Below are 25,231 nucleotides of genomic sequence, written 5' to 3'. Positions count from 1 at the left end.
GTGCAGATCGATCATCATGACTCTCCCAATGTTCAGGTGGTGCGCAGTTCGCTGCGTGTTAACATGAACCTGAGTGGTTGTTCATATATCAGTTTTGCTTTCGGGTCGCCTGTGATTTTTGCGAGAGCATCGCTGCTGGTCTGGCGGCGCGGGAGCGGCTTAGCTTCGGGATGACAGACCTGATCGCTGCGTAGAATAGTCGTCGGACATAATGGAGAGCGATGTGCCTGAACCTGCTGCCGCCGATTTCGAGGAACTCGCTTCCGGCTTTCTGTTCGTCGAAGCCCCGCGGGCGGCAGCCGACGGTTCGATCTGGTTCTCCGACCTCTCCGCCGGCACCGTCCATCGCCGCCACGCCGATGGTACGGTCGAGACGATGCTGACCGGGCGCGACTGGGTCGGCGGGATCGCTCACGATCGGTCGGGACAGGTCCTGTGCGGTGGGCGTGGTGGCGTCATCGCGCTCGATCCTCTGACGGGAGATACGCAAATCATCCTGTCGGAGATCGATGGAGAGCCGATCGTTGCGGTCAACGACATGGAGGCGGATGGCGCGGGGGGCTTCTATGCCGGCACGATCGATTTCGTCTCGATCATGGAGCTGGGACGAAAACCCGCGCCGGGTTGCTTCTTCCACATGGATGCGTCCGGCAAGGTCACCGTGATCCGGCGGGACGTCTTTGCGTCGAACGGGATTGCCTTCAGCCCCTGTGGCCGCTGGCTCTATCATTCGGAAACCAGCCGGGGAATCTGGCGCTACGCCGTGAGCGATGCTGTTCCCGGAACACCGGAGCTGTTCGTCCCGCTCGACGACAGCGATGGGCTGGTGACCGATCGCGAAGGCGGCCTGTGGGTCGCCTGTTGGGAAAGCGGAATCCTGCGGCGCTTCTCGGCCGAGGGCCATCTGACCCATGCCCTGACATCGGATGCGCCGCACATCGTCAGCGTCGCCGTCATGCCCGGCGAGCCTGCCTCGCTTCTGGTCACGACGGGCGGCAATGCCGAGACGGGCGGCGTCGGTGGCCTGTTGCGTCTGGCCGTCGATGTCCCCGGTGTAGCGGACCATAGGACGGCGCTGACCATGTTGGAGAGGGCTTGATGATCGCGTTCGAACATATCGGCGACGGCTGTGGCGTCCTGTCGCTCGCACGGCCCGAAGCGGCCAACGCCATGACGGTGCCGATGGTCGATGCCTTTCGCGCGGAGCTGGCGCGCATCGAGGCCGAGGAGGATATTCGGGTTCTCGTCCTCGCGGCGCAGGGCAAGGTGTTCTGCGCGGGACTGGATCTGAAGGAGGCGATCGGAGAGGGCGCGCCGCAGGATCCGATGGCGTGGATGGACCTGCAGGAACGCTTCGCCGGCCTGATGGAGGCCATCACCAAGACGCGCTTTCCCGTTATCGCGGCGATCGACGGAGCGGCGGTCGGTGCCGGCATGGGGCTGGCGCTCGCCGCCGACGTCCGCGTGGCTGGTCCCAAGGCCCGCTTCCTGGTGGGGGCGGTGAAGATCGGGCTCAGCGCGGGGGAATGCGGGATCAGCTACCACCTCCCCCGCATGATCGGTTCGGCGCGCGCCTTCGAGATCATGCTCACCGGCCGCCCGGTCGGTGCGGAGGAAGCCGTTGCGATCGGTCTGGCCTGCCCGGCCGATGCCGGCGGCTCGGTCGTCGAGAGAGCGATCGCGATGGCGCGGCAGATCGCGCAGAACAGCGATTATGCGATCAAGCACAGCAAGCAGGTCATGCGCGCCAATCTCGACGCGCCGAGCCTCGGCGCCGCTCTGGAACTGGAAAATCACGTCCAGTGCCTCGCGCTGATGACGCAGGATTTTCAGGAGGCTTGCGCCGCTTTCGCAGAAAAGCGCAGCCCGGCGTTCAGCCGCCGCAGCCCTGGAGGCCGCTGAGGTCCGGCAAAGAAAAGGGGCGCCCGGCGATCGCCGGACGCCCCCGATTGCTCAAAGGGCGAGGCCCTATTTCTTCTTTTCCGGAGCGACCGTGATTCGCACTTCCTCGCCCGACTGGCCGGGGAAGTTGGTGAACATCGCCTCGATCAGGTTGGGCACCAGCTTGGTCAGCGAGTCTTCGACCGAGCGTGCCTTGGCCTTGCCTTCGAACAGGCGCTTGCCGTCGGATGCACGCTCGATGATCATGTCGGCACGGCTGGTGAAGACCGTGTAGGTGTCGATTTCCGGATACCAGGGATCGTACCAGAAAGGGTCCCAGCCATAATAAAAGGCCGATCCATAACCCCAGCGCCGGCCATAGGGGCCGAAGCCGCCCCAGGGACCGCCACCCCAGGCGCCGAAGCCACCACGGGCTGAGGGGCGGGTGACCGTCTTCTGAACGCCATTGTCGACGCCATAGTCGAACTTCACGATCAACTCGGGCTTCGCGCCGCCCTCGACCGGCCGGTAGCCGTAGGAGGCCAGGCGCTGGGTGACGAGATTGGCATATTGGGCAAATTCGAGCCCGCCTTCGTTGCGCGGATCGGCTGCGACGACGCTGAACGTCTGCCCCTCGGGCACAGGCAGCGCCTGGAAGCGCGACACATTGGCCTTGAACGAGGGGGTGCAGGCAGCAGCAGCCAGCAGCGCGAGGGGCGCGGCGGCGGCGAATATCTTGCGGATCATCGGCATGGGTAAGGCCTTGTGTTTTAAGAAGCGGTCCTGCGAACAACTTCAACCTAGCTCCGCCATTGGTTATCGCAAGTCGTGGGTGAACCTTTGTTGAACGTTGCCGCACAACTTACGTTGTCTGCGGCAGAAACGAGCCGGGAAAAACGGACTCAAAATGGGCGCGTTGCGTCGTGCAGGTCACCACTGGCAGGTCACGGACGAAGCTGCCCGCTACCCCGCACGACCCACTTGTAGGTGGTGAGCCCCTCGAGGGCGACCGGGCCGCGCGCATGCAGGCGGCCGGTCGAGATGCCGATCTCCGCACCCAGCCCGAATTCGCCGCCATCGGCGAACTGGGTCGAGGCGTTGTGCATCACGATCGCGCTGTCGACACTCGCGATGAAGCGGTCGGCGGTCGCCTGATCCTCGGTCACGATCGCATCGGTGTGGCGTGAACTGTGGCGGGCGATGTGGGCCAGTGCACCGTCGATCCCGTCGACCGCAGCGACCGAGATGATCGCATCGAGATACTCCGTGTCCCAGTCTTCGTCGTTGGCGGGGGCAACGCGCGGATCGAGCGCGGCGATCGTCGCGTCGCCGCGCACCTCGCAACCCGCGTCCAGCAGGGCGCCGACAATCGCTGACGCCTCGCCATAGGCCCGGTCGATCAGGATCGTCTCGGTCGCGCCGCAAATGCCCGTCCGGCGCATCTTCGCGTTGACCGCAAGCGGCAGGGCCTTGGCGGGGTCGGCCGCGCCGTCGATGTAGAGATGAACGATGCCGTCGAGATGCGCCAGCACGGGCACCCGGGCTTCCTCCTGCACGCGCGCCACGAGGCTCTTGCCGCCGCGGGGCACGATGATGTCGATCAGGCCCTGTGCCTTCAGCATCGCGCCGACCGCCGCACGATCGGTGACGGGGACCAGCTGGATCGCGGCCTCGGGCAACCCCGCTGCGCGCAGGCCCTCCAGCATCGCGGCGTGGAGCGCGCGGTTGGTGGCGGTCGCCTCCGATCCGCCGCGCAAGATGCAGGCATTGCCCGACATCAGGCTGAGCGCTCCCGCGTCGGCGGTGACGTTCGGCCGGCTTTCATAGATGATGCCGATGACCCCCAGCGGCACCCGCACGCGCTGGAGCAGCATGCCGTTCGGGCGGCGGCTCTCGTCGATCATCTGTCCGACCGGATCGGGCAGCACGGCCACGGCTTCCAGCGCGGCGGCGATCCCTTCTAGCCGGGCTTCGTCGAGCGACAACCGGTCGACCATTGCAGCCGTCAGCCCATTGGCGCGGGCGCGCACCACGTCACCCGCATTGGCGGCCAATATGTCTGCAGCCGATCGGCGCATGGCGGCGGCCGCTTCGATCAGCGCCTGGGCCTTCTGCCCCGTCGGCGCAGCCGCCAGTGCGATTGCAGCTTGGCGTGCGTCATGGCCCATCGAGGTGATCAGCGCGACGGGATCGGTGGCGGAAAGGGAGGTCAGCTCGGTCATGGCGGCGCCGTAGCACAAGCGGGGATGCGCCCAAAGTCCCTCGCACTTGGGTCAGTGCAATGCTAACTTTCAACCATGTCGGGGGAATTTGAGGCAATGGCCGATCTGGCCACGGGGACGGTCGCTGCGCGGACGATCGATGGCGCAGCCAAAGTCGGCCATGGCGCCGAAGATGGTCATCATGGCACTTGCCTGAACTGTGGTACCGCGCTGGTCGGCGCGCATTGCCATCAATGCGGTCAGTCGGGGCATGTCCATCGCACGGCCGGGGCGCTGTTCCACGACATTGCGCATGGCGTGTTCCATTTCGAGGGGCGCACCTGGCACACCTTGCCCCTGCTGTTCTGGCGGCCCGGCGAGCTGACCCGCCGCTACGTCCGTGGCGAACGGGTCAATTTCGTCTCGCCAATGGCTCTGTTCCTCTTTTCCGTTTTCCTGATGGTCGCGGTGTTCGGGCTCGTCGGAGGGCCGTTCGGATCGATGCGGGTCAATGGCGATCCCGTGAAGCTCGCCGAAGCGCGCACCGAGGCCGCGAACGAGCTGGCGCGCGTCGAAAAGCGGATCGCGACTCTGACGGCCGAGAAGCAGGCGCGGATCGCGCGTGGCGAAAAGACTCCGGACCTGAATGAGCAACTGGGCGACCTCCGGTCGGAGCAGGCCGCATTACGGCTCGTCACCACAGGACAGATTCGTCCTCCGAAGCTGCGCGACGTCGAGAAATTGAATCTGAACATCGACACCGGGGTTCCGGCGATCGACCTGGCGCTCGAGCATCTGACCCGCAATCCGGAACTCACCGCCTACAAGATGCAGTCGAGCGCCTATAAATTCTCCTGGGCGCTGATCCCCATTTCGTTGCCTTTCATCTGGCTGTTGTTCGCTTTCCGCCGCGATGTGGGCCTTTATGATCATGCGGTGTTCGCGACCTATTCGCTGTCCGCAATGACGCTGATGGTGATCGGCCTAAGCCTGCTCGGGACCATTGGCGTCGGCATGACGATGGGCGGCATAATCATGCTGCTGTTTCCGCCCTGGCACATGTACCGACAGTTGAAAGGTGCCTATGGGCTCAGCGGCTTCGGTGCCTTCTGGCGGATGGTCGCGCTGATCTTCTCTGCCTACACAGCGGCACTGATCTTCGTTGTCATGCTGCTGGCCATGGGCGCCTGATGGACGACAAGCCTCGGTTTATTTGGGCAGGCGGCAAACCGGCAGCTTGAGCTTGGCAAGATCGGCGCAGGGGCGCACCTGGACCGACCCGTCGAGGCCGATGAAGGTGGCATAATTGGCGCCACGGTCACACTGGACCGTCCACATTTCGAGATTCTTGTAAGCGCCCTGATAGGCAACCGGACCGATCTTCCGGCAATATTGGCCTTCGTCCAGCACGGCGCGGCGCAGGGTCGCGCGCTGCTGCAACGGGGACAGTTTCTTCAATTGGTCGCTGAAGCCGTTGAGTGCTGCCTGTGCGGCCATGGGCGAAAGGAAAAGGGCGGCTACGGCCGCGAGCATGACGTTCTTCATGGGAATGTCATAGCGCAGGCCGCCGCCCTCGCACAGCGGGGAGAGCGGCGGCCCCGCATGGCCGCCTAGAGACTGTCGCTGATCTTCTTGCCGGCGAACAGCGCCAGCAGCGCGAAGATCACGAACAGCGCGATCGCGACGAAGAACAGAATCTTGGCGAGGCCGACGAAGGCGCCACCGATGCCGCCGAAGCCCATGGCGCCGAGCACCAGCCCGACGACGAGGAAGATTAGCGCCCATTTCAGCATGATATGTCTCCGCTTCCGAGTTGGATGGGAAACGGAGCAAGGGCGGGGAAAGTTCCTGCGGTGAAATCAGGTCTGCGGGACAGCACTATTCGCCCGGCGCGCGGGCCCTGATCGCGAGCGCATGGACCTTCTCGCGCAGCAGGTCCGCCAGCGCTGCGTTGACGGCGCGCTGACGAGCGACGCGATTCTGGCCCGCAAAGAGCGGACTTTCGATGTCGACGGTGAAGTGGCTTTCGCCGGAACCATCATGTCCGGCATGGCCGCGATGCTTCTCGCTGTCGTCGATCACGGCCAGCCGGGTTGGGGAAAGCGCCTCGGTGAGGCGGGCGGTTATTTCTGTGGCCACGGGGCCCATGGGAGTCTGGCTCATATTGCCTATATAGGGGGTTTGGATCGAACGAGGCGAGACTTGAGCGAACAATCTTCCGCCCGCAATGCGCGCGCGCGGTTTCATGGACGGGTCGAAGGGAGCCGGCAGATATGCGCCCAGCCGGGATGCGAGGCGCCGGGCGAGTTTCGCGCGCCGGTGCCGGGTGGACGGCGGCCAGGTTTTGACGGGCCGGGGGACTGGCATTTCCTGTGCCTGGACCATGTCCGCGCCTTCAACAGCGGCTATAATTTCTTCACCGGCATGAGCACCGATGAGATCGAGGCGGAGCAGACCTCCTATGGCGGCTGGGACCGTGAAACGCGCTCTTTTTCACCCGGAGCCGGCTCGTCGCCGCGCTGGGCGGACTTCGTCGATCCGCTCGACGCGATCGGCGCCCGATTCGCCCGCGCGGCGGACAAGGAGCGCAAGGATGGCCGGCCTCTGTCCGACTCCGACCGCAAGGCGATGAAGATACTGGGGCTCGGCAAGGATGCGGATCGAAGGGCCCTTCGGACACGTTACGCCGAACTCGTCAGGCGCTATCACCCTGACAGAAATGGCGGGGACCGGAGTCATGAGAAGGCTTTGCAGGATGTGATTTCGGCTTATACGCAACTCAAAGGCCGCCCGGCCTTCGCTTAAGCAGCAAAGACGATCCCAAAGGCACAGCTATGACCGATCTGCCCAACGTCCTGCCCGACAGCCGCACCGCGACGGTGCTGGAAGCGCCCGACCGGATGGTGAAGGTGCGCGAGATGTTCGGCATCGATATCGACATGGAGGTGCCCGCCTTCTCCGAGGCCGACGAGCGCGTGCCCGATGTCGATCCGGCCTATGTGTTCGACCCGGACACGACGCTGGCGATCCTGGCCGGCTTCGCGCACAACCGCCGCGTGATGGTTCAGGGCTATCATGGCACCGGCAAGTCGAGCCATATCGAGCAGGTCGCGGCGCGGCTGAAATGGCCCTGCATCCGCATCAATCTCGACGCGCATATCAGCCGCATCGACCTTGTCGGCCGCGACGCGATCGTGCTCCGCGACGGGCATCAGGTGACCGAGTTCCGCGAAGGCCTTCTGCCCTGGGCGCTGCAGACGCCGACCGCCTTGGTGTTCGACGAATATGATGCCGGCCGCCCGGACGTGATGTTCGTGATCCAGCGCGTTCTGGAGACCGAGGGCAAGCTGACGCTGCTCGACCAGAACAGGGTGATCCGGCCCAATCCCTGGTTCCGTCTGTTCGCAACCGCGAACACGGTCGGGCTCGGCGACACCACCGGCCTCTATCATGGCACCCAGCAGATCAACCAGGGCCAGATGGACCGCTGGAACATCGTCGTGACGCTCAACTATCTGCCGGCTGCGACCGAGGCGCAGATCGTGCTCGCCAAGTCGGGCGAGTATGACAAGCCCGACGGCAAGAAGACCGTCGAGGACATGGTCAAGGTTGCCGACATGACCCGCCAGGGCTTCATGGCCGGCGATATCTCGACCGTGATGAGCCCGCGCACCGTGATCAGCTGGGCGCAGAACACGCTCATCTTCAACGATGTCGGCTTCGCTTTCCGCCTGTCCTTCCTCAACAAATGCGACGAGAGCGAGCGACCGCTGGTCGCCGAATATTATCAGCGGGTGTTCGGTAAGGATCTGCCGGAGAGCGTCGTCGGCAAGGCATGACGGCCACGCTCGATCTCTCGCCGCTGCTGCCGCTCGAAGGCGGGTTCAACCTGCGCGACATGGGGGGCTATGCGACCGTCGACGGACGTACCGTCCGGCGCGGGCTGCTCTACCGTTCGGGGGTAATGTCCTATCTGAGCGAGGCCGACGAGCGCCATCTGGCGTCGCTCGGCATCGCGACGGTCTGCGACCTGCGGCGGGGTGGTGAGCGGAAACGCCACCCGTCGAGCTGGTGCGAGCGGGCGGGCGTTCATTACTGGTCGCGCGACTATGCCGAGAGCAGCGGCGTGCTCGGCGAGCTTCTGCGCGGTGCGCTGCCCAACGCGGCGGCGGTCCGCGCCAAGATGCTGCACCTCTATACCGAGCTGCTGGTCGATCATGCGCCCTCCTACCGCTTCCTGTTCGCGCGGCTGGCGGAGGGCCATGTGCCGCTGCTGTTCAACTGCTCGGCGGGCAAGGACCGCACCGGGGTCGCTGCGGCGCTGATCCTGTCGATGCTGGGCGTGCCGCGCGAGACGGTGTTCGACGATTATCTGCTGACCAACCGCTTTGCCGATTTCAGTCGGCTGTTCGACGCGTCGCGCGGCGGCTATGAGCAATATGGCTCGGTCGATCCGCAGGTGTTGCGTCCGCTGCTCGCGGCGGATGCCGACTATCTCGAGGCGATGTATGACAGCCTCGATCGCGATCATGGCGGCTTAGATGCCTATCTGGCCGCGATCGGCGTCGACGATCGGGCGCAGGGCATGATCCGGGAAGGGGTGCTGGACTGATGGCCGAACAATCGCCCATCGAGAGCTTTCGTCAGGTCCTGGGCGGTACCGCCCGCGCCATGGCGCATGAGCCGGAGATCGAGCTCAGCTTCACCGCCGAAACCCCGTCGGCCAGCTACAAGCAGATCCGTGTGCCGATGCCGTCGCGCAATCTGCCCGCCCAGGCGGTCGCCGAGGCGCGCGGCTTTGCCGACGGTTTCGCGCTGAAGATGCGCCACCACGACCAGGCGCTGCACGAGCGCATCGCGCCGGGAGAGCCGGTTGCGCGCGCGGTCCACGATGCGGTCGAGCAGGCGCGGATCGAGGCGATCGGCTCGCGCGCCATGGCGGGCGTCCGCGACAATCTGAATCACGCCCTCGATGTTCGTCTGCGCTCGGACCCGTTGGTGCGGGCTCGCACGCGAGACGAGGTCCCCCTGTCGACTGCGATCGGCCTCTTGGTGCGCGAGCGCCTGACCGGTCAGCCTGTGCCGGCCATGGCCCAGCCCGGACTGGGCCTGGTGCGCGAATGGATCGAGAGCAAGGCAGGCAAGGATCTCGACGCGCTCGAACTCGCCTTTGACGACCAGGCCGCCTTCGCGAAGCTCGTCAGTCGCCTGCTCGAGGATCTCGAGCTGATCGACGCAAGCGACGTCCCCGAGACCGATCCCGATCAGGGTGAGGACGACAGCCAGGACGAGCAGAGCGAGGGCGAGGAGCAGCAGGACGAAGGCGACGACTCGGGCGGGTCGAGCGACTCGCAGGTCGAGACCCGCAGCGAACAGTCGCAGGGCGGCGACGAGGAGGGCGAACAGCGTCAGATGGACGACGACGCGCCCACCGATATGGAGGGAGAGGTCGGCGACGACGGTGAGGAAGGGATGATGCCCGTCCGGCCGAACCGCCCGCTGTCGGATCTGCCGCCGAGCTTCGACTATCACGCCTATACGACCCGCTTCGACGAGGAGATCGCCGCCACCGAATTGTGTGACGAGGAGGAGCTGACCCGCCTGCGGGCTTATCTCGACCAGCAGCTCGTTCATCTGCAGGGTGCGGTGACCAAGCTCGCCAACCGGCTCCAGCGGCGCCTGATGGCCCAGCAGAACCGCAGCTGGGACTTCGACCAGGAAGAGGGGCTGCTCGATGCAGCGCGCCTGGCCCGCGTCGTCGTCAACCCGACCCATTCGTTGAGCTACAAGATCGAACGCGACACCGATTTCCGCGACACGATCGTCACCCTGTTGATCGACAATAGTGGATCTATGCGCGGGCGGCCGATCTCGATCGCCGCGATCTGCGCCGACATCCTCGCCCGCACGCTTGAGCGCTGCGCGGTCAAGACCGAGATCCTCGGTTTCACGACGCGCGCCTGGAAGGGCGGGCAGTCGCGCGAATCCTGGCTGGCGGCAGGACGCCCGCCGGCACCGGGCCGTCTCAACGATCTGCGCCACATCGTTTACAAGAAGGCCGACGAGCCCTGGCGCCGCGCGCGCAAGTCGCTCGGCCTGATGATGCGCGAGGGACTTCTCAAGGAGAATATCGACGGCGAGGCGCTGCAATGGGCGCATAACCGGATCATCGGTCGGCGCGAGGAGCGCAAGATCCTGATGGTGATCTCGGACGGTGCGCCGGTCGACGACTCGACGCTGTCGGTCAACAACGGCTCCTATCTCGAGCGGCATCTGCGCCAGATGATCGGCTGGATCGAGAACAAGTCCCCGGTCGAGCTGATCGCGATCGGCATCGGCCATGACGTGACCCGCTATTACCAGCGGGCGGTGACGATCATGGACGTCGAACAGCTCGGCGGGACGATGGTCGAGCAGCTGGCGGCGCTGTTCGACCTGGAGCCGCGTTGATCGCAGTTTGAGCCCTCAGGCGCCGGGCGCCGCACCTTCGTGCGGCTTGGTTCTCCTTGTATGAGTTTTGGCCTCGCATAAGCTCGGGCGCGCGTTCGCGCTTGCGGAGCCTTGGCAGGCTCCGGGGCCGATCTCCAGGTGACAGCTGCCGCCATATTGAAGGCGCAGCGCATACAAGTGGAGGGCCGCCGCCTCCTCCAGCGAGACGACGACCCTCCTCCCCACAACGCCACGCGGGGAACTTGTCAGGGGGATGGGCCGGGTCCGGCGGCCTGCGCCGAACCCGTGCCTATCCTCAGCAGTTGCGGTCGATAGCGCGGCCGGCCAGGGCGCCTACGCCCGCGCCGAGGATGGCACCGGTCGTGCCGTCGCCGCGGTCATAGCGGCCATTGCCGATCTCGTGTCCCAGAAGACCGCCGGCGATGGCGCCGATGATCGTGCCACCAGTGCCCTTGTCGCGGCAGCGACCACGGTCACCACGATAATAGCCACGGTCGCGACTGTAGCCGCGGTCCCTATAATAGCCGTCCCGGCGATAACTGCGGTCGCCATAATAGCCGCGATCACCGCGCCAGTCGCGAACCTGCTCATAGCGGCCGCCATAATATTGGGCCTGCGCCGCCATCGGGACGGTCGCGGCGAAAACTGCAGTGGTGGCGGCAACGGCCGCGATAATCTTGCGCAACATAAAAACCTCCTTCTCGACCATCGGTCCCGTGGGATGAGACCCTTGCGGACCGGTGCGGTCGATCGATGAGACCCTTTTCCCATGATTCGCGTGAGCCGAGGCTGAACGCGGCTGTTGGCGGGCGTTCATGTTTCGCGCAGCGCCGCAGGCAGCTCGGGGCGCAATTGCCTTGGGAATCGCCGCTTCAGCCGCTATCCGCGAGCGCATGAGAAAGCTGCACGCCGCACTGCTTTTCTGCCTCTTGCCCAGTTCGGCCAGCTTTCCCGAATCGTCGACCGAACCGGTCGTCGCAACCGCGATCCCGCTCGATCCCTCCGCTCCGGAAAGACGGCGCTTCGGGCGGCTGCGCTATGTCGGCGGTTGGCACCTGACCAGCCGCCAGCGCAACTTTGGCGGCTATTCGGCGCTTCACGGCGATGGTCGCCATTTCCTGACGATCGCGGACACGGGCCAATATCTGCGCTTTACCATGGAGCGGGGGCAGATCGTGCGGACGCGTTTCGGCGATCTGCCGGGCTTTCCCGGGCCGACGGGCAACAAGCGCGACCGTGACGCCGAATCGATGACGGTCGGGCCGGAAGGCGATGTGTGGGTCGGGTTCGAATATCGCAATGCGGTCATGCGCTATTCGGGCGACCTGTCGACGGTGCTGTCGACCGGCTGGCCGCCTGCCATGGCCAGCTGGGCGCGGAACTCCGGAGCGGAGGCACTTGTCCGGCTCGAAGGCGGCCGCTTCGTCATCTTTGCCGAGGGCAAGATGATCGCGCCGGGCGTGAAGACGGCACTGATGTTCCCCGGCGACCCGACTCAATCTCGAAATCGGCCCTTTCAGTTCGGCTACCGCCCGCCCAAGGGCTATGTGCCGAGCGACGCCGCGCTGCTGCCCGACGGGCGGATCGTTGTCCTGAACCGGCGATTCGGCCTTCTCGACGGCTTCTCGGCGGCGCTGACGATCGTCGATCCCGCTGCGATCGCCCCGGGCGCCATAGTGGTCGGAGAAGCGCTGGGCGAGTTCGCGCCGCCGCTCAACATTGATAATATGGAAGGAATCACGGCCACGCGGGAGGGTGGGCAGACGATGCTCTGGCTGATTTCGGATGACAATCAGGTGCCGATCGAACGCACCCTGCTGCTCAAATTCCAGCTGGACTGAAGCGAGGCGGTCGAAGGGCCGCAGACATGGAAAAACCGGAGCCCCTTTCGAGGCCCCGGTCGAAATCCTTCACCATCCGCCGAAGCGGAAGCGAATCAGGCCGCAGCCTGCTGCTTCTTGGCGACGTCGCGCTTCAGGCGACGGGCGCGCAGCGAAAGCTGCTCGTCCGAGGTCTTGAGCAGCCAGTTGTCGAGGCCGCCGACATGCTCGACCGAGCGAAGACCATGGGTCGAAACCCGCAGCTTCACGCCCTTGCCGAGCGAATCGGAGATCAGCGTGACATTCTGCAGATTCGGCAGAAAGGTGCGCTTCGTCTTGTTGTTGGCGTGGGAAACGTTGTTGCCCACTTGGCGGCCCTTGCCGGTCAGCTCGCAGATGCGCGACATTGTTCTTCGTCCTGAATGTTCGGGTTGCCCGGAAAGTCGCGGCGGATAGCGGTCGCGAGGGGATTCGTCAACCCGCCTGACAGCTATGGCAGGCTGTCGATGCAACCGCATAACGACATGTTCGTTACATCCCCTGCCCAACAGGGAGCAGGAGGAAGCCATGAACACCACCAATGAATATCGCGAACCGGCCAGCCGCGGCAATGGCCTGCGCGTCGGTCTGATCGTCGCGGTCGTCGCCATCGTCGGGATCGTCGCCGCCTTCGCCTTCGGTCTGATCGACGTCAATCAGACGCGCGAGACCAAGCTGCCGGAAGTGGCGGTTCAGGGCGGCCAGGCGCCGGCCTTCGACGTCGACACCGCCAAGGTGGATGTCGACACGAAGACGACCGACATCACCGTCCCCAAGGTCGAGGTCGGCACCACCAAGGAAGAGATCAAGGTTCCCACCGTCGACGTCCAGAAGGCCAACTAAGCCGACTGAGCGTCGCCGACCTGGGGACATCGCGTCGTCGGGTCGAATCGAACATGAGCGTCGCTCCGGATCGGGGCGGCGCTTTGTTTTATGTTGGTGCCGCGATCGGGCGGATCGCCAGCGATGGCTTTCGCGGGCCGTCGAATCGGCTAGAGGATCTAGCATGGTTTTCCCGCTACCCCCGGCGATGCGTCTCGCACTCGACCTGGCTGCACGTGCGGCACAGGCGGGCGAGGTGCCCGTCGCAGCCGTCGTGGTGCGCGACGGCGAGGTCGTGGCGAGTTCCGTCAACGCCATGGCCGCCCGGCGCGACCCGACCGCGCATGCCGAGATGGAAGCCATTCGGGAAGCGTGTCGCGTGCTTGACCTTCACAGGCTGGACGATTGCGATCTCTATGTGACGCTCGAGCCCTGCGCGATGTGCGCGGGAGCGATCTCGCACGCACGCCTTCGCAGGCTCTATTTCGCTGCCGAAGACCCCAAGGGCGGTGCCGTGGTCAACGGACCGCGCTTCTTCCAGCAGCCGACCTGCCTGCACCGGCCCGAAGTCTATGGCGGAATGGGCGAGGCAGAGGCCGCCTTGCAGCTGCGAAACTTCTTCGCCGCGCGGCGATAAGCGACGTCACCGGTTGGCAAAATCCGAAATACACGTCATGAGCATGGTAAGCGCCATGCCGCACACAGCCCCCCTGACCCCTTTTCCCTGGTTCGACCTCGTGGTGATCGTGGCGTTGATCGCGCTCAACGGTGTGTTCGCCATGTCCGAGCTTGCGATCGTCTCCGCGCGCAAGGCGCGGCTCGAAGCGATGGCACGGGCCGAACGCAGAGGCGCCAGGACGGCGATCCTGCTGGCCGCCGATCCGGGCAAATTCCTGTCGACCGTACAGATCGGCATTACGTTGATAGGCATTCTTGCGGGCGCCTATTCGGGGGCGAGCCTCGGCGGGCCGGTGGGCGAACGGCTGGCGATGCTGGGCGTGCCCGAGCGGAGCAGCGCGGAGGCGGGCTTCGCGCTGGTCATTGCCGTCACCACCTTTCTGTCGCTGATCGTCGGCGAACTGGTGCCGAAGCAGTTCGCGTTGCGTGCGCCGGAGCCGATCGCGGCTTTCCTCGCGGTGCCGATGCTGTGGCTCTCGCGGCTGACCGCGCCGTTCGTGTGGCTGCTCGACAAGACCAGCGGCCTCGTCTTCAAGATACTCGGCCTCAATCGCGAGTCCGAAAGTCATGTGACCGCCGAGGAGCTTCACCTGATCGTGGCCGAAGCCTCCTCTGCGGGCGTGATCGAGGAGAGCGAGCGGGCGATCATTTCCGGCGTCGTCCGCCTGGCGGATCGGCCCGTTCGCGAGGTGATGACCCCACGGACCGAGGTCGAGTGGATCGACATCAACGATGATCTCGACGCGATCCGCGCGCAGCTCGCCGAACTGCCGCATACGCGCATGCCGGTCGGCGACGGCTCGGTGGACCAGCTGCTGGGCGTGATCCACGCGCGCGACCTGGTGCGGGCCCTGCTCGCAGGGGCCACGATAGATCTCCGGTCGATGCTCAAGAAGGGCATCGTGCTCCCCGACCATGTCGACGCGATGGACGCGCTCAAGGCTCTGCGGGAGGCCGAAGTGCCGATGGCCTTCGTTTACGACGAATATGGCCATTTCGAAGGTCTGGTCGCGCCCGCCAATCTTCTGGCTGCGATTGCGGGCGAGTTTGCGTCGGACAAGGATGAAGACACCGATCCGGCCTTCGTCGAACGCGAGGATGGCAGCCTGCTGGTATCGGGTACCGCGTCGGCCGACACGCTCGCGGAGAGGCTGGGGCTCGAGCTCCCGGAGGACCGCGACTTCGCTACCGTTGCCGGGCTGGCGCTCTGGCGCCTCAAGCATCTGCCCGTCACCGGCGAGTCGTTCGACTATAAGACATGGCGCTTCGAGATCGTCGACATGGACGGCCGGCGCATCGACAAGCTGCTGGTTTCGGCGATCGTCGACCAAAATTGATCCTCGCTGAACGGGGATGTGGCGCGTGCTTGGGGCGTCTCGTCGAAAAAAAGCTGCGAAAAACGATCCCAGTCCGTTTTTTTCCTGATTTCGGGCGACTTTCCAATTGCTCCACAGGAAAGAGCCGCGCACAAGAGGCGCCTTGCGTCGGACCCCGGCGCATAGGGATTTTTTCATCAAGCAAGACCAGGAGTGATCATGAACACTGCCGACATCGCTGGCGTTGTCGCCGCCGAACAGGGGATCGACAAGGCCGCAGCCAAGCGCGTCCTCGATGCGGCCCTCAAGGCCATCACCGACGCTGCCCAGAAGGGCGAAGAAGTTTCGCTGCCGGGCTTCGGCAAGTTCAAGGTCACCGACCGTCCCGCGCGTGAGGGCCGCAACCCGGCCACGGGCGCGACGCTGACGATCGCTGCTTCCAAGAAGATCTCCTTCACCGCCGCCAAGGCGCTCAAGGATGCGCTGAACGGCTGATCGCCGTCGGCACTTCATGGACGAGAGGGGGCGGCAGCGATGTCGCCCCTTTTTTATGGCATATTCGGGTAGGCACGGGCCCGATCGCGCGTTCGGACGTTGGAACGAACATGCCGGATCATGTGCAGTCGAACTGGACGGGCGTTGCGCTCGTCTGCCGTAAATGCAGCAAGCGTGTCGGCGGTGGCTTCGGCCCCGACCAATGCTTGCCGCTGGCCAAGGCGCTGCGCGCGCTCGGCAACCGCCGCAAGGGACGGAAGGCCGACTTCGGCGTGATCGAGACGCCCTGCCTCAAGCTCTGCCCCAAGGGCCGCGTCGTCGCGATCGACGCGCGGTCGCCCGAGCGCTGGCTGCTGGTCAAACCGGGCACCCCGGTGGAAAGCGTCGCGGCCAGGCTCGGCCTGACCCATGAAGGGCCGGAAGACGGATTACTCGATCGGTAGTTTCGACAGATTGGCGCTGATCTTCTGCAGGGTCCGCAGAAGCACGCCCAGATCGCGATCGCTGACCCCCTCCATCGCGCGCACGAACTGTCGGCCGACGATCGGGGTGAGCTTGGCGAGAAGCTGCCGTCCTTCCTCGGTCAAACGGACCTCGGTGATGCGATTGTCTTCGGCATTGGGCTCGGTCGACACCAGCCCCTGCTCGGCCATGCGATCGATGATCCGGCTGACGGTAGAGCGCTTGGTCAGCGCCGCCTCGGCGATAGCGCCGATGCTGGCGGGCTGGCGCTCTCGCAGGACCGTCATCACGCGGTAGATCGGCTTGGACACGCCGTGCTTATGCAGCACCTTGTCCATGTCCTCATGATATTTGAAGTCGGCATGCGCCATCAGATAGAAGGGCGAATTCTCCAGCCGGAAGCCGGGATTGCTCGGGTCGTAAACGCTTCGATCTCCGGGCTCCCCCAATATGCTCTTCGCCGCCTTCACTGCCTGATTGCCCGCCGATGCCATCCGCTCCACCCGATTCCTGTTCGCCAGCTGCCGAAGCTGCCGCTATTGCCCCCAACCGAAGATTAACCGTTCGGCCGAATATGTATATCAGCCAAAGGTCGAGCCTCGCTTCGTCACCCTTCTAAAATCACAGCCATGTCGAAACGGGAACCACCCGCCTGCTGGTAATCTCCGCAATGGGTGGCCATCCGGTCAGAGCGCATTGAAGAAGCGGGCTAGGCGATCCATGGCTTCGGCGATCCTGTTTTCGGGTTCCGATCCGAAGCAGATACGCAGATGACCTTCGCCGACCCTTCCGTAGAAGCTGCCCGCTTCGACGACGACATGGGCCTCTCGCAGCAGCCGCTCCGCCAGGTCCTGCGCGGGAAGGCCGGTCGCGCTGATGTCGGGGAAGGCATAGATCGTTCCCTGCGGCTCCGCGCACCGCACATTCGGCATCTGATTCAGCCGGCCGACGACCAGATCGCGCTTGCGACGATCATCGTCCACCATCGCCTGCATCTCGGCGGAGCCTTCGGTCACCGCAGCGAGCGCGCCAAACTGGATGAAGCTGTTCACATGGGTGACGGCACTGGTCGAGATCTTGACGAGGCCCGCCATGATCTCGGGCGCGGCGACTGCATAGCCGAGCCGCCAGCCGTCCATCGCATAGGCTTTGGTGAAGGCGAACAGCGACACGGTGCGCTCCTTCATGCCCGGCAGCGATGCGATGCTCACGTGGCCTGCGCCGAAGGTGATGTACTCATAGACCTCGTCGGAAACGACGAGCAGGTCGTGGCGAATCGCGACTTCGGCCAAAGCTTCGAGTTCGCCACGGGAATAGACGCGCCCGGTCGGATTGGCAGGGTTGACGATCACGATCATTCGCGTCGCCTCGGTTATGGCGGCCTCGATCCAGTCGGCCCGGATCGAGAAGTCGTTGGCGGCGTCCAGCGGGACGGTGACGATCCTGCCGCCCGCGAGTTCGATCTTGCCGACATGCTGCGGGTAATAGGGATCGAGCAGGATCACTTCGTCGCCGGGATTCACCAGCGCCATGAAGGCGGCGAAGGAGCCCTGGGTCAGGCCGTTGGTGATCAGGATTTCATCGGGCGATGCGTCGATCGCGTTGAAGTCGCGCAGCTTGACCGAGAGGGCGGAACGCAGCCCGCGTTCACCCATCATGTCGCCATAATGGACGTGACCGTCGCGCAGGGCCTGGATAGCCGCATCCTTGATCGGGGCGGGCGTGTCGTGGACGGGGCGCCCAAGCTCGAGATGGATCAGATCGTCGGCATCGATCCGGAGCGCCTGCTCATACATGCCGTAGCTCTTTTTCGACGTGCCGGTGATGCGAGTGGCAAGCTTGGTCATCATTGGTCCTGACAGGGGATGCGTTGGGGCGGTGGCGCGCTCAGACAGCCGGGCGGCGCGCGGTGATCTCGATCTCGACCTTCGCGCCGGGGGCGGGGATGCCGTTGATGAGTGTCGTATTGGCGGGCCGACAGTCGGCGAAATAGTCGCGCAGGACCGCTGCCACCGCCATCACGTCGGATGCGTCCGTAAGAAAGACGCGATTGCGAACGACATGGCGGAAGTCGGCTCCTTGCTCTGCAAGCACCTTGCCGAGCAGCCGCAGGATGTTGCGCGCCTGCTCGGCGGGGTCCTCGGGCATCACGCCGGTTTCCGGATCGGGGCCGACGGTCCCCGACACATGGATGTACAAGTCGTCGACGACCGCGCGCGAATAGGCAGCCAGTTCCTCGAAGGGCGATCCCGAGGACAGTCTTTTGAGGTCCATGTCTCAGCTCCGGATGATGGTGGCAGCAGCCGTCGTGACACCCGCCTCGTCGAGCCGTGCCGCACGGGTGCGCAGCCAGGTGACGAAGGGGATTCCGATCGCCATGCCGATGAAGGTGTTGATGATCATCGGCAGCGACATGTCGTTGCGGCCGAGCAGGGTCACCGCGACGAAGATCGCGGTCGCCTCCTGACGCACGATATGCTCCATCGCGATCGCGATGCGCTCGCGCCGCCCGATCCGCGCCAGATGGCAGGCGAGGAAAGCGATGCCCAGATTGCAGACGTTCATCGCCACGACGATCGCGAGCACGATGCCGAAGGATTGCTTGAGCGTTTCCCATTGCTGCGCGACGATCATGCCGAATACGACCACGAGCACGCTGGTCGACAGCGTCTTGACGAGCGGCTCGATGCGCAGCGCGAAGGCGGGGAGGAGCCTGCGGCAGAGCATCCCGGTCGCGACGGGAAAGACGGTGATCGTCAGGATCTTGCTGATCGATTCTCCCACCGGGACGGTGATCGACTGGCCTGCCCCGAACACGAACGCCAGGCCGAAATAGGTGATGAAGGGCAAAGTGAAGATATAGACGACGCTGACGAAAAGGCTCATCGACACCGACAAGGCGACATTGCCGCGGGCAAGGTCGGTCAGCAGGTTCGACAATATCCCGCCGGGACAGGTCGCCAGCAGGATGAAGCCCATCATCAGCGCGGGGGTTGGCGCGAAGCCCACGGAAAGGGCTGTGCCGAACAGGGGAACGAGCAGCAGCATGCTGCCGACGCCGACCAGAAAGGCTCGGCTGTTCTCGACGATGCGAGTGAAGTCGCGGGGCATGAGGCCGACACCCATCGAAAACATCACGAGCCACAGCGCACCCGGCAGAAGATACTGCTCGGCGATCGTCATGATGTCCGTCAACGCACGTTCCCCAATATCAACTTCCGCCGTCGCGCGGACCGACACCGGTCTGCGTATCCAGGGGGGTGTCGCCGCCGTCGACCGCTATGGCAAGATGGCGTGTCCTTTCCCGGGCAGGATGATCGCGCCACCATCGCCGCAACGACAGTTTATAGCCATATTCACATGAAATAGGGTTTTATCAACCGCGAAATCGCAAGCGTTTCCGTGGCCCGTCACGGCGGGCGTGGAAGGCCCGGTCAGGCCGCCTTGTCGAATAGAGGAGCCTCGCTGGCGCGCGCGAACCTCGGCCGGCCGGCGTCGAACGGAATCTGGATCACGCCGCTGCGATCGAGCTTGCCCCAGGCGACGCGGGGTCCACGCAGCGCCGACATCACCGCCTTGAGCACGACGGCGTAGAGCAATTGCCGATAGCCGAAGCGCTGCGCCAGCAGACGAAGGAGCGGAAACCTCCCCTCGCGCCCATCCAGCCGATAAGCGACCCAAGCGCAGGACGCATCGATGGCGGCGAAGGCGAGCCAGAAGGCGAACATCGTCCGCAGATCCTGCTCCATCATGGCGAAGCCATGATTGGCCGTGCGGAACAGCGTGTCGGCGATGCTGACGATCAAGGCGAGATCGATCAGCGGAGACACAAGTCCCAGCCCGATCTGGAACAGCCAGGCCTGCGGCAGACCGACCAGCGCCAGCCCGCGCGGCCGCCCGGTCAGAAAGATTCCGCGATGCTTCCACAGGCATTGCAGCGTCCCGAAGGCCCAGCGATAGCGCTGCCGGAACAAGGCGCGGAAGCTGTCGGGTGCCTCGGTCCAGGCGATCGCGTCGGCATCGCAGGCGACATTCCAACCGGCCCGGCGGATGGCGATGGTGAGGTCCTGATCTTCGGCCAGCGTGTCGTGCGGATAGCCGCCGACCTCATCCAGTGCGGCGCGACGCCATGCACCGACGGCGCCGGGCACCACCGTTACCGCGCCAAGCGCGGCGAGTGCGCGGCGTTCCAGATTCTGCGCGGTGACATATTCGAGCGCCTGCCAGCGCGTCACGAGATTGACCCGGTTGCCGATCTTCGCATTGCCCGCGACGGCGCCGATCGACGGGTCAGCGAACCAGCGGGTGAGCCGCGCGATCGTATCGGCTTCGAACTGCGTGTCGGCGTCGAGCGCGATGACGACTTCGCCCTTCGCCAGCCGCAGGCCTTCGTTGAGCGCGCGCGCCTTGCCGCCGTTTGGCAGGCTCAACAGCGTCACGCGCGGATCCAGGCCGAAGGCGTCCGCGACGATCCGGCCGGTGCGATCGGTCGAGCCGTCGTCGATGACGATCACTTCGATGCGCGGCCCCTGGCTGCCGAGGACGCGACGCACCGATGCCTCGATCACCTTATCCTCATTATAGGCGGGAATGAGGACCGAGACGAAGGCGGGGACCAGATGGGGCTGGGCATCCGGCGGGCCGGGCCGGCGCGCCTGCACCAGCGCCAGCACCGTCATGAGCAGCGCCCGTGCGATGCCGAGGCCGATCGCCACGATGAGGAGGATGCCGAGCGTCTTGCCGGCCAGCGCAAGAAAACCGAAAAGTCCGCTCGCCCCGTCGGCGGCGACGCCATGCGCGCCCACCAGCGGGGGCATCGCCGCGTCGCGGTCGAGCCCTGCCAGCCGCGAGACGGTGACGAACGTGTAGCCGCGCGCGCGCAGCTCCGCGATGATCCCGGGCAGTGCCGCCACCGTCGCGCTGCGGTCGCCGCCCGAATCGTGCAGCAACACGATCTGGGTCGCGCGGACGCCCTTGCCCGACAGGACCTGGTCGACCGTCCGCTGTACGATCCGGTCGGCGGTGGTTGTTGTCCAGTCGAGCGGGTCGACATTGAGGCCGACCGAGAGATAGCCCATCTCCGCCGCGACGGTCGAGGCGCGCAGTTCGGCGGCCGTGTTAGGCTCGGCGTCCCCCAGATAGGGCGCGCGGAACAGCCGCATCGATCGGCCGGTATAGCTCTCGACCAGCCGTTGGGTGGTATTGATCTCCAGCCGGATCGCCGCCTCTGGCATGCGATCGAGGTCGGGATGCGTGGTCGAATGGTTGCCGAGCTCGCTGCCTTCATCGACGATCCGGCGCAGCAGATCAGCCTCGCCGAGCGCGTTCGCACCGGTCACGAAGAAGGTGGCGGGCACGCCTTCCCGCTTGAGAACGTCGAGGATCTGCGGGGTCCAGCGCGGATCGGGGCCGTCATCGAAGGTGAGTGCGACGCGGTGCTGCTGCAGCCCCGTGCGCTGGATGACATTGTGCGAGGGCAGGGCCGTGTAACGGGCGTCCCGGATCAGGCCGTCCTCGCCGATCGAAAGGTCGCGCCGGCCGGGCTCGGCGCGTCGGGCGAGACGCAATATCTCTCCGCTGCCGAGCAACTGCACATGGTCGCGGTTCGGCATCGTGCCGATCTCCGGCACGCCGCCCGCCGGCGTGGCGAGGACCTGCCAGAAACCCGGATCTTCGCTGCCCAGGCGCCAAAGTGCCATGCCTTTCGCACCGAGGTGCCGCGTCGTCTGCAGGTCGTTCCAGGCGCTCAGCGCGTCCAATATCCAGAGCTGGTGCGGGACGCCGTCCTTGGTATAGGCGACGTGGCTGTTTCCGGTCGTGCGATCGAAGCGCGGCATGGTGCCGGCCGCTGCGGCGCGCTCCCAGGCCTGGGCAACGGTCAGGGGCTCGGCGACCGCCTTGCCCCAATCATAGGCGTAGTTGCCGATGGCGACGATTGCCTTGTCGCGACCCGCCTCGGCCACGGCCCGCCCGACAACGTCGACAAACCAGGCCTGCGAGGCGATCGGCCCGGCTTCGCCCTCGGGCCAATGCTCGTCATAGGCCATCAGGAACAGCCGATCGACCGACGGCGCATAGCGCGCAAGCGCCCAGTCAGGGTCACCGACTGGCGCGGCGATCGTGAGCAGCAGCCCCCGCGCGGAAAGCCGCTTCCGCGCGCGCTCCAGAAAGGCGCGATAAGCCTCATGCGCGGATGGCGGAAGATTCTCGAAATCGAGAAGCACGCCGCGTGCCTGCTCGACCAGCGCGGCTTTCTCGATCCGGTCGATCAGCGCGACGCTCGCCTTCGCATCGGCGAAGAGGCGCGCGCTGTTCTTTCCGTCCCATCCAGTCTCGATGCTGACATTCTGCACCATCAGCAGCAGCTTGCGGCGCGACTGGCTGCCCAGCACCTGCCGCAGATGCGGATCGCTCTCATAGCGCCAGCGATGATCGGCGCCGTGGACGGTCGCGAGACCGGCCGCGATGAAATCCAGTTCGCCCCCATGGGATGTCAGCGACTCGCGGCTGGCGGCGTCCCACGGCATGTAGAAGCCGGTACGCTCCAGCCGTCTGGTCTCGCCGGTGGCCGGCTGGGATGGAAGCCATGGAGCGCTGTCTGTGCGGGTGGGCTGAATAGCAGCGGCAGCCAGGGGAGCAGGGGATCGGTCGAAGCCCGGCAGGGCAGGCGCCGAACGCCGTTCGAACGTCAGCAGGGCGACGCCGAGGACCAGCAGCGCCAGTGCGGAGAGGGCGGCCACCAAGCGGACAGACCAGCGGACGATGATCGCCCGCCTGCCGGTCGGATCATGAAAAATCTGAGACTGCACGCCACCACCCACCCAATGCGATGGGCATGGCTATGCCTGCCAAAGATGAACGTCGTATAAAGCAGACTTGGCTATTTTTCGTTAATCTATCGCGCGGCGACCGCCTGTCACGACTGGGGGAAATAGCGCCGCGCTGTCTCGAACGAGCGCCGCGCCGCCTCGTCGGGCGTGCGGGCCCGTTGCTCGACCGACAATATCTCGACGCCCCAGGCGCGGCTATAGCCGGTATCCGCAATCGCCTGGAGGAAGGCGGGGAGCGGAAGCTCCCCTTCGCCGCACAACCGCCTGCGGTCGATCGTGTCGTCGATGATCGAGCCTTGCTGGGTCGCGTCGGCATCGTCGATCTCGACATGCAGGATGTGCGCCGGATCCATCTTCGCGATGTCGGCGAAGTCGATGCCGCCACGGACCATATGCCAGATGTCGAGCAGCAGTCCGCCGTTCCGCCGGCCCGCACCGCCCACGATCGCCGTGCCGGTCTCGAGGTCCGCGATCGAACTGCCCGGAAAGACCTCGATGCAGATGCCCGTCCCGGCGCGTGCTGCGTCGTCGCACAGGCCGGCAAAATCCTCTATCACGCCGTCGAGCGGCCAGTCGCCATTGGCGAGGTCTCCACCCACCTTGAGATGCACTGCGCCGAGTTCTGCTGCGGCATTCAGTAGAGCGGCGCGCAGTCTATCCGATTCCGCCCGCCGGTCGCCTGATGCATACCAGTCGACCAGAACCTCCAACTCGATCAGGTCCAGGCCGTTGGCTTCCGCGATCGCGCGGATTTCCCTTGGCCCCAATGTCTCCATCAGATGGAGCGCATCCTGCGCACCCAGCCCGATGCCGCGATAGCCGGCGCGACCGGCGGCTTCGGCGCGGATAGCAAAGGGAATGGGGCTTATGGTGCTGGCTGCGAACGGGTGAACGTCGCCCGCCAATGTAAAATAGGTGGCCACGATCAGCGGGTCTGCCGGCAGGATTTTGGCGGTGTCGGTCATCGGCATCCTCTCGCCCCTTCCCCTGTTGCGGGGATTCGCATCGCCCCCTTGGACAGGCTAGGGCGGCCGCCGCCAAGCTGGCCTTTATGCGAAGGGAAGGCAGTTGTTGCGCCGCATCAACATCGCCATAAACGCCGCCGAGAACTGTCCGGAGCGAGCATGCCGAAGATCGTCGATCATGAAGCCCGTCGGCGGCAGGTAGCCGAGATTGCCGCGACGCTGATCGCGCGATGCGGTCTCGAAGGCACCAAGGTTCGCGACATCGCCGCGCTTGCCGGCTGCAGCACCTCGATCGTCTCGCATTATTTCCGCAGCAAGCATGACCTGCTGTTGTCGGCCTATCGTCTGCGCATGGAGCGGACCTCTTCGCGAGTCGACGAGGCGACGGTGGCGGGTCGCCCTCTGCCCGAGATCCTGTCGGGTGTCCTGCCGCTCGACGAGGAGCGAATGGACAGCTGGCGTATCTGGTTGGCCTTTTGGGGGCTCGCCACCGCCGACGAGGCTTTTCTGGTCGAACAAAGGCAACGCAGCCGCGAGGCGGTCGATCTGTTCCATCGGGCGATCATTTCCACCGGCAGGATCGTCGAGAGCGAGCGATCCTTCCTCATCGCCCAGGCTCTGCTGAGCGCAGCGGCGGGAATCGCTACCCAGGCCGTTTATGACCCCGAGCAGTGGCCGGCCGACCGGCAGCGCGAGATATTGGCGCTGCACATATCAGGGCACCTGCCGCAGCCCTAACGCGGACTGCGGCCGGGCGACCCGTTCTCAGCCGTGCAGCGATCGCAGCGGCTGGCGCACCACCCGTCCGGTGATCACCTTGGCGCCATAATGGCGGGTGATCGCGGCGCAGCCGGCGGCGTTGCTCAACACGACGCGCGAGCCGCCCGAGGTCAGCACCTCGATGGCGGTGATGCTGGCGCCGACCTTGGCGCAACTCTGCGCGATATGGTCGGGCGTGGCTTGAATGTTCACGGCTCTGGACATGACGGTTCCTCTGTGTCGCGGGATGGGAAGACGGCGGGCGTATCGAAATACGCCCGCTTCCTGCATCATGCCGCCTGGAGGTTGACCGCGCTCGTCTTGCCGCGATTGTTCGTTTCCAGCTCGTAGGAGATGCGCTGATCGCGATCGAGGGTGCGCATGCCCGCGCGCTCGACGGCCGAAATGTGGACGAAAGCATCGCTGCTGCCGTCTTCCGGCGAGATGAAGCCATAGCCCTTGTCGACGTTGAAGAATTTGACGGTACCGGTGATCATAGGGAGTTTCCTTGTC

The 25,231-nt window shown here is 65.2% G+C and carries 29 protein-coding genes; 14 read left to right on the top strand and 15 right to left on the bottom strand.

Annotation, left to right across the window (positions count from 1 at the left end):
- Positions 1-223: 223 nt before the first annotated feature.
- Positions 224-1,099, top strand: a complete 876-nt coding sequence (locus tag ACNI3R_RS02660; RefSeq protein ID WP_426179667.1) for an SMP-30/gluconolactonase/LRE family protein — start codon at positions 224-226, stop codon at positions 1,097-1,099.
- A complete protein-coding gene (locus ACNI3R_RS02655) occupies positions 1,099-1,902 on the top strand; it encodes an enoyl-CoA hydratase/isomerase family protein (RefSeq protein ID WP_426179665.1) in 804 nt (267 codons plus the stop codon). Before ACNI3R_RS02660 ends, ACNI3R_RS02655 begins: the two co-directional genes overlap by 1 nt.
- Positions 1,903-1,968: 66 nt before the next feature.
- Here ACNI3R_RS02655 and ACNI3R_RS02650 read toward each other — a convergent pair whose 3' ends face one another.
- Both ACNI3R_RS02650 and ACNI3R_RS02645 read right to left on the bottom strand, forming a co-directional pair.
- Positions 1,969-2,634, bottom strand: coding sequence for a DUF4136 domain-containing protein (locus tag ACNI3R_RS02650; RefSeq protein WP_426179664.1), 666 nt, complete (start codon positions 2,632-2,634; stop codon positions 1,969-1,971).
- 191 nt (positions 2,635-2,825) lie between these two features.
- Positions 2,826-4,103 carry a glutamate-5-semialdehyde dehydrogenase gene (locus ACNI3R_RS02645; RefSeq protein WP_426179662.1) on the bottom strand — a complete coding sequence of 426 codons (1,278 nt, stop codon included), beginning with the start codon at positions 4,101-4,103 and terminating at the stop codon, positions 2,826-2,828.
- A gap of 96 nt (positions 4,104-4,199) precedes the next feature.
- Here ACNI3R_RS02645 and ACNI3R_RS02640 point away from each other — a divergent pair, with 96 nt between their 5' ends.
- Positions 4,200-5,273: a DUF3667 domain-containing protein gene (locus ACNI3R_RS02640; RefSeq protein ID WP_426179660.1), complete on the top strand. Its 1,074-nt coding sequence runs from the start codon at positions 4,200-4,202 to the stop codon at positions 5,271-5,273.
- A gap of 18 nt (positions 5,274-5,291) precedes the next feature.
- Here ACNI3R_RS02640 and ACNI3R_RS02635 read toward each other — a convergent pair whose 3' ends face one another.
- The 3 genes from ACNI3R_RS02635 to ACNI3R_RS02625 all read right to left on the bottom strand — a co-directional run bounded on the left by ACNI3R_RS02635 (position 5,292) and on the right by ACNI3R_RS02625 (position 6,245).
- A complete protein-coding gene (locus ACNI3R_RS02635) occupies positions 5,292-5,627 on the bottom strand; it encodes a hypothetical protein (RefSeq protein ID WP_426179659.1) in 336 nt (111 codons plus the stop codon).
- 65 nt (positions 5,628-5,692) lie between these two features.
- The gene (locus ACNI3R_RS02630) at positions 5,693-5,875 is read right to left on the bottom strand and encodes a DUF1328 domain-containing protein (RefSeq protein ID WP_426179657.1); all 183 of its coding nucleotides are present in this window, start codon (positions 5,873-5,875) and stop codon (positions 5,693-5,695) included.
- 85 nt (positions 5,876-5,960) lie between these two features.
- Positions 5,961-6,245, bottom strand: a complete 285-nt coding sequence (locus ACNI3R_RS02625; protein WP_426179656.1) for a BolA family protein — start codon at positions 6,243-6,245, stop codon at positions 5,961-5,963.
- A gap of 39 nt (positions 6,246-6,284) precedes the next feature.
- Here ACNI3R_RS02625 and ACNI3R_RS02620 point away from each other — a divergent pair, with 39 nt between their 5' ends.
- From ACNI3R_RS02620 to cobT, 4 genes are read left to right on the top strand one after another with little or no spacing between them, the layout of a single operon-like run.
- Positions 6,285-6,887: a J domain-containing protein gene (locus tag ACNI3R_RS02620; RefSeq protein ID WP_426179654.1), complete on the top strand. Its 603-nt coding sequence runs from the start codon at positions 6,285-6,287 to the stop codon at positions 6,885-6,887.
- Between the two features lie 29 nt (positions 6,888-6,916).
- The gene (cobS, locus tag ACNI3R_RS02615) at positions 6,917-7,921 is read left to right on the top strand and encodes a cobaltochelatase subunit CobS (RefSeq protein WP_426179652.1); all 1,005 of its coding nucleotides are present in this window, start codon (positions 6,917-6,919) and stop codon (positions 7,919-7,921) included.
- A complete protein-coding gene (locus ACNI3R_RS02610; RefSeq protein WP_426179651.1) occupies positions 7,918-8,694 on the top strand; it encodes a tyrosine-protein phosphatase in 777 nt (258 codons plus the stop codon). Before cobS ends, ACNI3R_RS02610 begins: the two co-directional genes overlap by 4 nt.
- Positions 8,694-10,532 carry a cobaltochelatase subunit CobT gene (cobT, locus tag ACNI3R_RS02605; RefSeq protein WP_426179650.1) on the top strand — a complete coding sequence of 613 codons (1,839 nt, stop codon included), beginning with the start codon at positions 8,694-8,696 and terminating at the stop codon, positions 10,530-10,532. The genes ACNI3R_RS02610 and cobT overlap by 1 nt, the downstream gene beginning before the upstream one ends.
- A gap of 295 nt (positions 10,533-10,827) precedes the next feature.
- Here cobT and ACNI3R_RS02600 read toward each other — a convergent pair whose 3' ends face one another.
- Positions 10,828-11,220: a glycine zipper 2TM domain-containing protein gene (locus tag ACNI3R_RS02600; RefSeq protein ID WP_426179649.1), complete on the bottom strand. Its 393-nt coding sequence runs from the start codon at positions 11,218-11,220 to the stop codon at positions 10,828-10,830.
- Positions 11,221-11,425: 205 nt separating this feature from the next.
- Between ACNI3R_RS02600 and ACNI3R_RS02595 the strand changes: the two genes are divergently transcribed.
- Positions 11,426-12,373, top strand: a complete 948-nt coding sequence (locus ACNI3R_RS02595) for an esterase-like activity of phytase family protein (protein WP_426179647.1) — start codon at positions 11,426-11,428, stop codon at positions 12,371-12,373.
- Positions 12,374-12,468: 95 nt separating this feature from the next.
- Here ACNI3R_RS02595 and rpmB read toward each other — a convergent pair whose 3' ends face one another.
- On the bottom strand, positions 12,469-12,759 hold the full coding sequence (gene rpmB / locus ACNI3R_RS02590; RefSeq protein WP_165323937.1) for a 50S ribosomal protein L28: 291 nt from the start codon (positions 12,757-12,759) through the stop codon (positions 12,469-12,471).
- 160 nt (positions 12,760-12,919) lie between these two features.
- On the opposite strand from rpmB, the gene ACNI3R_RS02585 reads away from it, so the two are divergent.
- The 5 genes from ACNI3R_RS02585 to ACNI3R_RS02565 all read left to right on the top strand — a co-directional run bounded on the left by ACNI3R_RS02585 (position 12,920) and on the right by ACNI3R_RS02565 (position 16,145).
- Entirely contained in the window at positions 12,920-13,234 is a 315-nt protein-coding gene (locus tag ACNI3R_RS02585) for a hypothetical protein (protein ID WP_426179645.1), read from the top strand.
- Positions 13,235-13,397: 163 nt separating this feature from the next.
- Positions 13,398-13,850 (top strand): nucleoside deaminase, encoded by a 453-nt coding sequence (locus ACNI3R_RS02580; protein ID WP_426179643.1) that lies wholly within the window; start codon positions 13,398-13,400, stop codon positions 13,848-13,850.
- Between the two features lie 37 nt (positions 13,851-13,887).
- The gene (locus ACNI3R_RS02575) at positions 13,888-15,228 is read left to right on the top strand and encodes a hemolysin family protein (RefSeq protein ID WP_426179642.1); all 1,341 of its coding nucleotides are present in this window, start codon (positions 13,888-13,890) and stop codon (positions 15,226-15,228) included.
- Between the two features lie 198 nt (positions 15,229-15,426).
- Positions 15,427-15,702, top strand: coding sequence for an HU family DNA-binding protein (locus tag ACNI3R_RS02570; protein ID WP_247710551.1), 276 nt, complete (start codon positions 15,427-15,429; stop codon positions 15,700-15,702).
- A 110-nt stretch (positions 15,703-15,812) separates the two neighbouring features.
- Positions 15,813-16,145, top strand: a complete 333-nt coding sequence (locus ACNI3R_RS02565) for a hypothetical protein (RefSeq protein WP_426179641.1) — start codon at positions 15,813-15,815, stop codon at positions 16,143-16,145.
- On the opposite strand, the gene ACNI3R_RS02560 is transcribed toward ACNI3R_RS02565, so the two are convergent.
- The 6 genes from ACNI3R_RS02560 to ACNI3R_RS02535 form a co-directional block, all read right to left on the bottom strand.
- Complete coding sequence (locus ACNI3R_RS02560; RefSeq protein ID WP_426180252.1) at positions 16,131-16,658, bottom strand: MarR family winged helix-turn-helix transcriptional regulator; 528 nt, start codon at positions 16,656-16,658, stop codon at positions 16,131-16,133. The two genes, ACNI3R_RS02565 and ACNI3R_RS02560, sit on opposite strands and share 15 nt — an antisense overlap.
- Before the next feature lie 192 nt (positions 16,659-16,850).
- Positions 16,851-18,011: a pyridoxal phosphate-dependent aminotransferase gene (locus ACNI3R_RS02555; protein ID WP_426179639.1), complete on the bottom strand. Its 1,161-nt coding sequence runs from the start codon at positions 18,009-18,011 to the stop codon at positions 16,851-16,853.
- A 40-nt stretch (positions 18,012-18,051) separates the two neighbouring features.
- Positions 18,052-18,438 carry a RidA family protein gene (locus tag ACNI3R_RS02550; RefSeq protein WP_426179638.1) on the bottom strand — a complete coding sequence of 129 codons (387 nt, stop codon included), beginning with the start codon at positions 18,436-18,438 and terminating at the stop codon, positions 18,052-18,054.
- A gap of 3 nt (positions 18,439-18,441) precedes the next feature.
- Positions 18,442-19,359, bottom strand: coding sequence for a bile acid:sodium symporter family protein (locus ACNI3R_RS02545; RefSeq protein WP_426179637.1), 918 nt, complete (start codon positions 19,357-19,359; stop codon positions 18,442-18,444).
- 239 nt (positions 19,360-19,598) lie between these two features.
- On the bottom strand, positions 19,599-22,973 hold the full coding sequence (locus tag ACNI3R_RS02540; RefSeq protein WP_426179635.1) for a polysaccharide deacetylase family protein: 3,375 nt from the start codon (positions 22,971-22,973) through the stop codon (positions 19,599-19,601).
- 107 nt (positions 22,974-23,080) lie between these two features.
- Positions 23,081-23,959 (bottom strand): sugar phosphate isomerase/epimerase family protein, encoded by an 879-nt coding sequence (locus ACNI3R_RS02535; protein WP_426179634.1) that lies wholly within the window; start codon positions 23,957-23,959, stop codon positions 23,081-23,083.
- Positions 23,960-24,118: 159 nt separating this feature from the next.
- Here ACNI3R_RS02535 and ACNI3R_RS02530 point away from each other — a divergent pair, with 159 nt between their 5' ends.
- On the top strand, positions 24,119-24,697 hold the full coding sequence (locus tag ACNI3R_RS02530; protein ID WP_426179632.1) for a TetR/AcrR family transcriptional regulator: 579 nt from the start codon (positions 24,119-24,121) through the stop codon (positions 24,695-24,697).
- A gap of 27 nt (positions 24,698-24,724) precedes the next feature.
- Here the strand turns inward: ACNI3R_RS02530 and ACNI3R_RS02525 are convergent, their stop codons facing one another.
- Both ACNI3R_RS02525 and ACNI3R_RS02520 read right to left on the bottom strand, forming a co-directional pair.
- Complete coding sequence (locus ACNI3R_RS02525) at positions 24,725-24,943, bottom strand: hypothetical protein (RefSeq protein ID WP_296624090.1); 219 nt, start codon at positions 24,941-24,943, stop codon at positions 24,725-24,727.
- A 65-nt stretch (positions 24,944-25,008) separates the two neighbouring features.
- Positions 25,009-25,215, bottom strand: a complete 207-nt coding sequence (locus ACNI3R_RS02520) for a cold-shock protein (protein WP_296624091.1) — start codon at positions 25,213-25,215, stop codon at positions 25,009-25,011.
- Between the last annotated feature and the right edge of the window lie 16 nt (positions 25,216-25,231).

This window comes from Rhizorhabdus antheiae (genome assembly GCF_049889055.1).
In the GTDB taxonomy this organism is placed as follows: Bacteria; Pseudomonadota; Alphaproteobacteria; order Sphingomonadales; family Sphingomonadaceae; genus Rhizorhabdus.
This window is presented reverse-complemented; position numbering and strand designations above follow the sequence as displayed.